Origin of the sequence: Neisseria sp. HMSC061H08 (assembly GCF_001836795.1) — a bacterium.
In the GTDB taxonomy this organism is placed as follows: Bacteria; Pseudomonadota; Gammaproteobacteria; order Burkholderiales; family Neisseriaceae; genus Neisseria; species Neisseria subflava_A.
Map to the genome: position 1 here is coordinate 16,797 of NZ_KV830564.1, position 10,211 is coordinate 27,007.

General features: G+C 48.7%; 12 protein-coding genes, 1 tRNA gene and 1 riboswitch. Of the genes, 7 read left to right on the top strand and 6 right to left on the bottom strand.

The annotated features are described in order from the left end of the window. Nucleotides 1–168: 168 nt before the first annotated feature. On the top strand, nucleotides 169–1,149 hold the full coding sequence (locus HMPREF2675_RS04815) for a hypothetical protein (protein ID WP_070814254.1): 981 nt from the start codon (nucleotides 169–171) through the stop codon (nucleotides 1,147–1,149). Nucleotides 1,150–1,155: 6 nt separating this feature from the next. Here the strand turns inward: HMPREF2675_RS04815 and rfaQ are convergent, their stop codons facing one another. Then, on the bottom strand, nucleotides 1,156–2,238 hold the full coding sequence (gene rfaQ / locus HMPREF2675_RS04820; protein WP_070814255.1) for a putative lipopolysaccharide heptosyltransferase III: 1,083 nt from the start codon (nucleotides 2,236–2,238) through the stop codon (nucleotides 1,156–1,158). A 147-nt stretch (nucleotides 2,239–2,385) separates the two neighbouring features. After that, a riboswitch (PreQ1 riboswitch) is annotated at nucleotides 2,386–2,430 on the top strand. A 3-nt stretch (nucleotides 2,431–2,433) separates the two neighbouring features. On the opposite strand from rfaQ, the gene queF reads away from it, so the two are divergent. Both queF and HMPREF2675_RS04830 read left to right on the top strand, forming a co-directional pair. Further along, entirely contained in the window at nucleotides 2,434–2,907 is a 474-nt protein-coding gene (gene queF / locus HMPREF2675_RS04825) for a preQ(1) synthase (RefSeq protein ID WP_003748427.1), read from the top strand. A gap of 100 nt (nucleotides 2,908–3,007) precedes the next feature. After that, complete coding sequence (locus tag HMPREF2675_RS04830; RefSeq protein WP_070814256.1) at nucleotides 3,008–3,685, top strand: 7-cyano-7-deazaguanine/7-aminomethyl-7-deazaguanine transporter; 678 nt, start codon at nucleotides 3,008–3,010, stop codon at nucleotides 3,683–3,685. A gap of 68 nt (nucleotides 3,686–3,753) precedes the next feature. Here HMPREF2675_RS04830 and ubiM read toward each other — a convergent pair whose 3' ends face one another. The 3 genes from ubiM to rplU form a co-directional block, all read right to left on the bottom strand. Then, a complete protein-coding gene (gene ubiM, locus HMPREF2675_RS04835) occupies nucleotides 3,754–4,938 on the bottom strand; it encodes a 5-demethoxyubiquinol-8 5-hydroxylase UbiM (protein WP_004518804.1) in 1,185 nt (394 codons plus the stop codon). 274 nt (nucleotides 4,939–5,212) lie between these two features. Then, complete coding sequence (rpmA, locus tag HMPREF2675_RS04840; protein ID WP_002212328.1) at nucleotides 5,213–5,485, bottom strand: 50S ribosomal protein L27; 273 nt, start codon at nucleotides 5,483–5,485, stop codon at nucleotides 5,213–5,215. A gap of 27 nt (nucleotides 5,486–5,512) precedes the next feature. Continuing rightward, nucleotides 5,513–5,821 carry a 50S ribosomal protein L21 gene (rplU, locus tag HMPREF2675_RS04845; RefSeq protein ID WP_002216394.1) on the bottom strand — a complete coding sequence of 103 codons (309 nt, stop codon included), beginning with the start codon at nucleotides 5,819–5,821 and terminating at the stop codon, nucleotides 5,513–5,515. 263 nt (nucleotides 5,822–6,084) lie between these two features. Here rplU and ispB point away from each other — a divergent pair, with 263 nt between their 5' ends. The 3 genes from ispB (at nucleotide 6,085) to HMPREF2675_RS04860 (ending at nucleotide 7,603) form a co-directional block, all read left to right on the top strand. Continuing rightward, entirely contained in the window at nucleotides 6,085–7,059 is a 975-nt protein-coding gene (gene ispB / locus HMPREF2675_RS04850) for an octaprenyl diphosphate synthase (protein WP_070814257.1), read from the top strand. A 4-nt stretch (nucleotides 7,060–7,063) separates the two neighbouring features. Further along, entirely contained in the window at nucleotides 7,064–7,510 is a 447-nt protein-coding gene (locus HMPREF2675_RS04855; RefSeq protein WP_070814258.1) for a DUF441 domain-containing protein, read from the top strand. A gap of 18 nt (nucleotides 7,511–7,528) precedes the next feature. Beyond that, a tRNA-Arg gene (locus HMPREF2675_RS04860) sits at nucleotides 7,529–7,603 on the top strand. Nucleotides 7,604–7,705: 102 nt separating this feature from the next. Here HMPREF2675_RS04860 and HMPREF2675_RS04865 read toward each other — a convergent pair. Together HMPREF2675_RS04865 and HMPREF2675_RS04870 are read right to left on the bottom strand one after the other, a co-directional pair. Continuing rightward, a complete protein-coding gene (locus HMPREF2675_RS04865; RefSeq protein WP_070814259.1) occupies nucleotides 7,706–8,863 on the bottom strand; it encodes an NnrS family protein in 1,158 nt (385 codons plus the stop codon). Nucleotides 8,864–8,949: 86 nt separating this feature from the next. Next, nucleotides 8,950–9,330: a hemerythrin domain-containing protein gene (locus HMPREF2675_RS04870; protein ID WP_070459407.1), complete on the bottom strand. Its 381-nt coding sequence runs from the start codon at nucleotides 9,328–9,330 to the stop codon at nucleotides 8,950–8,952. Between the two features lie 146 nt (nucleotides 9,331–9,476). Between HMPREF2675_RS04870 and HMPREF2675_RS04875 the strand changes: the two genes are divergently transcribed. Then, on the top strand, nucleotides 9,477–9,935 hold the full coding sequence (locus tag HMPREF2675_RS04875; protein ID WP_049328858.1) for an RrF2 family transcriptional regulator: 459 nt from the start codon (nucleotides 9,477–9,479) through the stop codon (nucleotides 9,933–9,935). Nucleotides 9,936–10,211: the final 276 nt, after the last annotated feature.

The window sequence follows — 10,211 nt, forward strand, 5'->3', positions numbered from 1 at the left end:
TGTTGATTTACACCCTGTTTTTCTGAAATTTACGCCATGCATTCTAGCATGACAGCCCGTTTTTTCCAAACCGGCCGTCTGAACGGCTCTTTTTTAGGGCGTGAGGGTAAGGTTCCGAAACGCATCATTTGTCGCGTAAAATAACGGTTTTCCTATCTATTTGCGCTTATGAAGCTGACACTCGCCCTCCCCTCGCTCAACCGTTTTGCCGACGAATCCGTGCCTACGCTTGCCTTACCTGCTTTTAACCGTCTTTTGCGTTACGGCATATTACGCAAAGAAACACTCAGGCCGTCTGAATTTTACGGACGCAATTTGTGGAGCGGCAGCCTCATTGCCCAAGTGCAACGTTTACGCCACACAAGCCAAAAACGCACAGCCGCTTTTGCCTCTCCGGTTTGGCAACAAATGGGCATGCACCATGTCAACATTATCAGCGGCGAGTTTATCGGCATCCAAAAAGAGGAGGCGCAACGGTTATGTGCGGATTTGTCGGCGTTTTATCAGGATAAAGATTGGCAATTCGAGCCGCTTTGCGAAAGCATATGGCTGCTCAGCATGCCGAAGATTGAAGATTGGGGCGCGGAATGTGTTTTGGATATGTGCGGACAGCCGGAAATGGACGGTCAGGCACACGGCAAAGATGCGGTGTCTTGGTTGGCTATGCAGACAGAAATCCAAATGTTTCTCCACACGCATCCGATTAACCAAGCGCGTGAACAACAAGGATTGCCGGAAATCAACGGTTTGTGGCTGTGGAATGATGCGGACGGTACACAGTCTGCGGATATCGTCGCCTCAGACAGCGCATGGGCGCGTTTTTCGGATACGCCCAAACTCGATGCGCCGTATGATTTGAAGGCTTGGTTTGAGATGATTCAAGAAACAGGCAACACGGTTTCAGACGGCCTTATCTTTTTGGACGACTTGGTTTCCACCTTACAAACAGGCGATGTTTGGGCATACAAAGATATTTTGGAAAGCTGGGAAACCCGTTGGTTTGCGCCTTTATGGGACGCACTCGCTTCAGGCCGTCTGAAAACCGTGTGCATTGCCACAGACGGCGAAAACGGCGGCACGCTGGAAATCGGCCGCCGTTCCAAATGGGCATTTTGGCGCAAAGCTAAAACGTTTAACGGATCGTGGTAAACGGTTTTAAGCCTCCAACGCTTCCAATTTGGCAGAAATTCTATCCCACACATCCTGCAACGGAATCGCTTTCAACAGACGTGTCGGATCGTTGGTGTCGATACTGTCGGGGTTGGGCAGTTCTGCATAATCGCCGGCATAAATGACTTCCGCCTGCTCGGAATACGGACGCCATTTGTCCACCCATGACGCGCCAAACAAAGCAATTTGCGGTTTATCCAAAGCAGCGGCGATGTGCATCGGTGCGGAATCGACACCGACAAACAGCTTGGCGCCCTCAATGGCCGCCGCCAATTCACGCAGGCTCAAGCATCCGGACAACACATATACTTTTCTGCCTTCCGGAATATTCAGACGGCCTATAATTTCCTGAAGCATGTATTGTTCGACAGTGTCGGGAGAAGCAGTCAATACGACATTCTGTCCGCTGTTGAGCAGAAGCTGTACGATGGCGGCATTTTTGCCGTCTTCCCAACATTTGAAATGCCAACGCGCACCCGGGTGCATCAACACATAATCTTCGCCGTTCCAACCCTGAGCACGCAATTTCTGCCGCATGCTTTCCCTTGCATCTTGTGCCACCCAAAGGCGCACCTTCGCATCGGCTACGTCTTCCGGCTGGATAAGCGGCGCAAGGATATTCAACTGGTTTTCAACGATATGATGGCTGGGATCCAGCTCATGGTTGATAAAATCATGACAGAAACGCCACAAGAAACCGTCACGCTTGATGCAGTCCAAACCCACGCTGCAACGGGCGCACAGTTTGGCGATTATTGCCGCGCGCCATTGGTCGGACAGGTTGAAAGCCCAGTCGTAATCGCGTGCCTTCAGCTTTGAAAAAAGGTTTTTCTCACACGCCAACTGCTTGAATACACCCAGCTTCTTCCAATTTCGATCAATGGTAAAAATCTGCGCAATCTGCAGATTATCGGCAATCAGCTGCTCCGTACCGGCATACACCAGCATATCGATTTCGCAATCGGGGAAACGGGTTTTCAGCGCATCGACCACCGGCGTGCTCAAAAGCACATCGCCATGATGGCGCAATTTGATGATCAGGATGCGTTTGGGTTGGGATAAAGACATACGAAACTTTCAGACGGCCTGTTGATTGGCTGCTATTGTAAAGCGGAAAACAGGTTTCATAAAATACAAAACAGGCCGTCTGAAAGCTATCCTGCTGATTCATCGCTATAAAATCCGCACAAGCCATGCAATTTATATTACAATCCGCACCCCGTGGTTCGAAAACCTCCCACATTAAAAAACTAAGGAAACCTCATGTCCCGCAACAACGAAGAGCTGCAAGGCATCTCCCTTTTGGGCAACCAGAAAACCCAATACCCGAGCGAATACGCGCCTGAAATTTTGGAAGCGTTCGACAACAAACACCCCGACAACGACTATTTCGTCAAATTCGTCTGCCCCGAGTTCACCAGCCTCTGCCCGATGACCGGCCAGCCCGACTTTGCCACCATCTACATCCGCTACATCCCCCATATCAAAATGGTGGAAAGCAAATCACTGAAACTCTATCTCTTCAGCTTCCGCAACCACGGCGACTTCCATGAAGACTGCGTCAACATCATCATGAAAGACCTCATCGCCCTGATGGATCCGAAATACATCGAAGTATTCGGCGAATTCACACCGCGCGGCGGCATCGCCATTCATCCGTTTGCCAACTACGGCAAAGCAGGCACAGAGTTTGAAGCTTTGGCACGCAAACGCCTGTTTGAGCACGACGCACAATAATCCCGTTCAGACGGCCTAACGCCCTTTTCATGGCAAGACTTTCTCTATTGCACAGTCTCGCAAGGCCTCGTGCCGTCTGAAAAACTTCCGAAAGATTTCCATGTACGAATTTACCGCTGCACAGCAGAAGAAAGCACTCTTCTGGCTGGTGCTTTTCCATATTTTTATTATTGCCGCCAGCAACTATCTGGTGCAGTTCCCCTTTCAAATTTTCGGTATTTTTACCACTTGGGGTGCATTTTCCTTCCCCTTTATCTTCCTCGCCACCGACCTGACCGTGCGCATTTTCGGCGCGCCGTTGGCGAGACGGATTATTTTTTGGGTGATGTTCCCCGCCCTGCTGCTCTCTTACGTCTTCTCCGTCCTCTTTCATGACGGCAACTGGACAGGCTGGGCATCTTTGGCCGAATTTAACACTTTCGTCGGCCGCATCGCATTGGCCAGCTTTTCCGCCTATGCGCTCGGGCAAATCCTCGATATTTTCGTGTTCAACAGATTACGCCGTCTGAAATCATGGTGGGCAGCCCCTACTGCTTCCACCGTCGTCGGCAATGCTTTGGACACGCTGGTGTTTTTTGCCGTCGCCTTTTACGCGAGCAACGATGAATTTATGGCGGCAAATTGGCAGGGCATCGCATTTGTCGATTATCTGTTCAAACTCGCCATCTGCACCCTCTTCTTCCTGCCTGCCTACGGCATCGTATTGAGCATCTTGACCAAAAAACTGACTTCCTTAAACGTCCGTCAAGAAATGCCCGAATCGGTTTTAGCCGAATAAGCAATAGATAAAAAACAAGGCCGTCTGAAACTGTAATCGTTCAGACGGCCTTTTATGTTTTCAAATGATTAACCGGTCAATTGCTTGGTAATCAGTTTTTTCAGCGGCGGGAAGTTATTGCTTGCACGCAATACCAAACCGCGCAGCAGTTTCGCCGGAGCAGTTTCATTGGTAAAGAGTTTCAGCAGCATATTGGTGCCGTGGTAAATCGGATGGGCGTGGAGCATATGCTTGGTGCTGTATTTTTCCAGCAGGCTCTTCGCACCAATATCCTGACCGCGTTGCTCGGCTTCGAGAACCAATTTGGCCAAAAGATCGGCACTTGCCAGACCCAAGTTAAAGCCGTGCGCAGTAACCGGATGCATACCGACCGCGGCATCGCCGATCAACGCGCTGCGTTTGCCGTAGAAACGTTGGGCAATCATGCCGACCAAAGGATAATTGTGAATGGTGCTGACCAATTCCATATCGCCCAAACGGCCTTTGAGTTGCTCTTTCACGCTGGCCGCCAATTCTTCCGGCGACATATTCTTAATCGTTTCGGCTTTATCGCTGTCCACCGTAATCACCGTATTGGTCAAATGTTCTTCCAAAGGCAGCAACGCAATGGTACGGCCGTAGTGGAAGCATTCATATGCGGTATGCAGGTTGGACAGAGTATGCTTCATGCGGCACACGAACATGGTGCGGCTGTAATCGTGCATATCGGAAGAAATGCCCAATTGACGGCGCGTTTGCGAGAAGCGGCTATCGGCGGCCAACAACAGACGGCCGGTCAATACTTCGCCGCTTTCCAAAATGACTTGTGCCTCATTGTCGGAAGTTTTAACTTCTTTAACATTGGTGCCGGTCAGGATTTTGACATTGTCCAATTTGGACACGACTTCATAAGCGGCTTTACGGATGTTGTGATTGGAAATCAAATAGCCCAAGCAGTCCGCAGGCTCGCCGCGCGCCTCAGTCGGTTGCGGGAAGTGGAGCTGGTAATCGGAATGACCGTTCAACACTTTGGCATCGCGCAAAGGATAAATTTCGTCTTTCGGAATCAAATCCCACATACCCAATCGCTGCATGATTTCGCGCGACAAGTGCGTCAGTGCGATTTCACGGCCGTCATACGGCGGATTTTGCAACACTTCTAAAGGACTTCTTTCAATCAGGGTTATGTTCAACCCGCTTCCGGCCAACTCTGCGGCAAAACTTAATCCGGCAGGGCCTGCGCCGACGACGAGAATATCACTGTGTAAGCTCATGGGAGGAATTCCTTGTATTCAACTGATACGGATTTTTTCAGACGGCCTTAAGTTTACTGTGTTTAGCTACATGAGGGTAAATCAAAGGCATTTGATAGATTATATAGAAAGCATTGATAGAATAAAACAAATGTTATCAATTGTAAGCGCGTTTTTACTTTGGCCTTAATATAAATCAAGCTTCACGACATACGGATTTTATCAAACAGACAAACATTCAGATAAACAAAAACCGCATTCCGAAAAGGGAATGCGGTTTTCAATCGTAAAACGATTATTCTTCAGAACCGGTGTAAGGACGGATGCTGACAGTTTTACGATTCAGCGCGCCTTTGGTTTTGAATTCAACGTAACCGTCGACTTTAGCAAACAAAGTGTGGTCTTTGCCCATACCTACGTTGTCACCTGCGTGGAATTTAGTACCACGTTGACGAACGATGATAGAGCCTGCCGGAATCAGCTCGTTGCCGTAGGCTTTAACGCCCAAGCGTTTGGCTTCTGAATCGCGACCATTGCGGGTGCTACCGCCTGCTTTTTTACTTGCCATTTGTAATACTCCTGAACTTACTTGAAATTAGGCGATTGCCACGATTTCGATTTGGGTGAAATTTTGGCGATGGCCTTGGCGTTTTTGGTAGTGTTTGCGACGACGCATTTTGAAAATGCGTACTTTCTCGCCACGACCATGAGCAACGACTTTAGCTGTTACTTTTGCGCCTTCGATAAAAGGTGCGCCTACTTTTACAGATTCGCCGTCAGCAATCATCAAAACTTCAGTCAGTTCGATTTGGCTGTCGAGTTCGGCTGGTATCTGTTCTACTTTCAATTTTTCGCCAACGGAAACTTTGTATTGTTTACCGCCGGTTTTTACGACCGCGTACATACTCAACTCCATGAGAATTAGGTTAACATTCCGCACACCATGTGCGAAACGAGCTATTCTATTTCTATTTGCCTGTTTTGTCAAAATTTATTTTATTTACAAGTGAAAAGGCCGTCTGAAAGATATGTTGCATGCTTTTTAACTGATATAATCACGCGCTGGATTGCTGATATCTTTATGCAACGTTATTACCCCGACCGAATGTACGGGTTTAAACAGATTCATTGGAGCCACCGCTCCGTTTTGTCAACAGAGAATGTTTTATGCTCGAAAACCTGCCTTACTTCCAACGCCACCTGCCCGATGACCTTGCCAAAGTTAATGCGGTCATCAACCAAGCTGTTCAATCCGATGTCGCGCTGATTTCGCAAATCGGCACATACATCATCAGCGCGGGCGGTAAGCGCCTGCGTCCGATTATTACCATTTTGGCAGGCAAAGCAGTCGGGCATGACGATGAAAAACTGTACTCGCTGGCAGCGATGGTGGAATTCATCCACACCTCCACCCTCCTGCACGACGATGTCGTCGATGAAAGCGATTTGCGCCGCGGCCGTAAAACGGCAAACAACCTCTTCGGCAACGCGGCGGCTGTTTTGGTCGGCGACTTCCTCTATACACGCGCCTTCCAACTGATGGTCGGTTCGGGCAGTATGCGTATCTTGGAAGTGATGGCAGATGCGACCAACATTATCGCCGAAGGCGAAGTCATGCAGCTGATGAACATCGGCAATACGGATATTACCGAAGAGCAATACGTCCAAGTTATCCAATACAAAACAGCAAAACTGTTTGAAGCGGCCGCGCAAGTCGGCGCAATTTTGGGCAAGGCTACCCCCGAACACGAGCAAGCCTTGAAAGACTACGGTATGTACGTCGGTACGGCTTTCCAAATCATTGACGATGTATTGGACTATTCAGGCGAAACCGAAGAAATCGGCAAAAACGTCGGCGACGATTTGGCAGAAGGCAAACCTACCCTGCCATTGATTTACCTGATGCGAAACGGCTCCGAGCAGGCAGCCAACGATGTGCGCCATGCTTTGGAAAATGCCGACCGCAGCTATTTTGAAAAAATCCACGACTATGTCGTCAACTCCGACGCTTTGCCGTATTCGATTTCCGAAGCGAAAAAAGCCGTCGACAAAGCCATCGCTTCATTGGACGTGTTGCCTGACAGTGAAGTCAAAGAAGCCATGATCCAACTGGCAAAAGAATCTTTGGCCCGAGTATCTTAATCCGATGAATTTCAGCTTTGTCCCTTTGTTTCTGGTTACGCTGATTTTTTTGGGCGTCGTCAGCAACAACAACTCGATTACAATTTCGGCAGCGGTATTGCTGCTCATGCAGCAGACGGCCTTGTCGCAATATCTTCCCTTGGTGGAAAAACACGGTTTGCATCTGGGCATCATCCTGCTGACCATCGGCGTATTGAGCCCGCTGGTTTCCGGTAAAATCCAGATTCCGCCGGTCTCCGAGTTTATCAATTTCAAAATGATTGCCGCCGTCCTTATCGGTATTTTCGTCGCTTGGCTTGCTGGACGTGGCGTTCCATTGATGAGCGAACAGCCTGTTTTGGTAACCGGATTATTAATCGGCACCGTCATCGGCGTTGCCTTTGTCGGCGGCATTCCGGTCGGTCCTTTGATTGCCGCCGGCTTATTGTCTTTTTTTGCCGGAAAGGTTTAAAATCCCCTCCTTTAATGCCTCGCTATAGTTCAACGGATAGAACGTATGCCTCCTAAGCGTAAAATACAGGTTCGATTCCTGTTGGCGAGGCCACAATTTCAATAAAAGCCTTTCATACTTTGAAAGGCTTTTTTGTTATCAATAAATAAAGGCCGTCTGAGACTTTTCAGACGGCCTTTTCATTTTGCCAAACCGTTAACCCGGACGACCATCCGAACGCGGACGGATCAACCAAGGAATATATTTCCATGCGTACAACAGCAGAGACACGGCAAACAAAGCGGCGGAGCAGCGGATACTGTGCGTGTATGCCGTACCATTCACAAAGGTAGCCAAAACACGGATAACCGTTGCGGCAATCATCAGCCAAAAGGCGACAGGAACCACTTTAGGCGGCGGATAAATAGAGTTGCCGGTATGGCCAAGCGCAGTTCGCGCCATCATTCCCAAAGTCAGCACGCCGATACCGCCAACGCCGATAAGGTGTACGCCCAAATTCAGGAAACTTGGGACCCAATAAGAAAGGCCGACAGCAATCAAGCCCAAGCCTGTAAACAGATAGCCTGCAAACAAAATCCAAAGCATAGGCTCTTTCAGTACGGCTTTATACCACCAGCGGTACACCTGCACGGTAAAAATCACACCGGCAGCAAAAGAGAACAAAGCAGCCAATCCCGGCAATATGTTATGTGCCATCATCATGGCAGTCAGCATAGGCAGCCAAAGCGATGCGTGCGCTACCCATTGAGGGCTGGGAATTTGCGGCACGTTCAAACGTTTGGACGTAAAGAACGAGATAATCCGCATACCGATCAAACCGATAAATCCGGCCACCATAATCAAACCGGATTGCAAACCGGTCATCAGCGCGATGGCATCAAACGGCTGCATTTTCATATGGAACGCGAAATGGGTGCCGCCCAAAACAAAAATAGCAAATACGGCAACATAGTTGCGCTTGTTTTGAGAACGGATTACCGGCAAAGCCATGCACACCGCGCCATACCAGAAAAAGATCGTGCCGAATATGCCGCTTGCCGTTGCTCCCCAGCCGGGAATAAACGCACACAAACGCGCAAGCAGCCAAAATGCGGTCAAACCTGCCAACGCCTTACCACGTGTGGGCGGCTGGCCAGTCCAAGTTGCCACGGCCGTCAGTAAGAATGCAATGACAACCAATCCGGCGTAGCCCCAAATCATTTCATGAGCATGCCAATAAAAACCCGGCAACTCAGGCGTACCCTGATAGCCGAAGCCCCAAAGCAATATAGACAATGCGCCATACAAAGCCGCCAACGAATAAAACGGGCGGAAGGCCATTGCCCATACAGGATGTTTGAACAAATCGGTCATGGTGGTTCCTTCAATTTTTATATCATCATAAAACAGCAACAGAGGCCGTCTGAAACTTTTCAGACGGCCATCGATTCCCTTCCCTATTACACATTCTCAGGCAAAGGCAAAAAAGGTTCAATCGCAGGAAAAAGCTCGCGTTCCTCAAAACGCGCATGATCGCGCAAAGTCACCGCAAAATCCTTATTCCATGATTCATTCATATATTCAGGATGAGCCATCATCGCACGCAACTTGGCATGATCGCCTTCAAAACGCTGTCTCAACGCCGGATCAACCTTATCCCAATACGGCGCAAACATGGTTTCCTCTTCCAAAAAATGTGGCTCAAGTTCCACAAAATGAGGATCCAGCTCCGCTTGATGGCTTTGCTCCGGCGTACGCAGGAGGCGGACACACAACGACAGCGAGCCATGATGCTCACGGGAAAGTTCTATTAAGGCAGGGTGGCGTTTCAAGGGTTTCATAAGTTCGTTATAATAGCAACAGTCTGTCAAACTGGATTAATTCAAATGTTTCAGATATTATGAAACCCAATCCCATATAAAGTCAAACAGCCCCTCTCCAAGTACTACGCTTTTGACATATAATAAAAATATCTAAAGAGCCAGCCATGTATCTGACCCAACATACCGATTACGGATTGCGCGTATTGGTTTATACCGCCATAAATGATGACACCCTCGTCAATATCAGCACCATTGCCGAGACTTACAATATTTCCAAAAGCCATTTGATGAAAGTGGTTACCTCATTAGTCAAAGGCGGATTTCTGGTCAGCGTGCGCGGCAAAGGCGGCGGTTTGCGCTTGGCGGATGTTCCTGAAAAAATCAACATCGGCGCAGTCGTCCGCCATCTTGAGCCGATGCAGGTTGTCGAATGCATGGGCGATAACAACGAATGCCTCATCACCCCATCCTGCCGATTGACCGGCATCATTACCGGCGCCATCAAAGCCTTCTTCAACCATTTAGATCAATACTCCCTGCAAGATCTTTTGGACAAACCAACCTACGACATACTCTATACCCCGCGTATCCCAATCAACGAAATACGCAGAATGGTTGATTAAACTTTCAGGCCGTCTGAAAAACAGCCCAGCTATACTGAAATGGTATTACTTGAAACAATAAAAAATGCCGTCTGAAATTAAGATTTTCAGACAGCATTGGTTTATAAAAAAAACCTGCAGTTTGAGACCTTTGCAAAAAAGCCCTTCCCTCGACAGCCGGAACCTAAACAAAGATTTTCGGCTGTTTTCTCCCCCAATCACTCCTAATTTTATCCAAATACCCTCTTAATCCTTTTGGATACCTGATAATCAGGCATCCGGGCCGCCTTTTAGGCA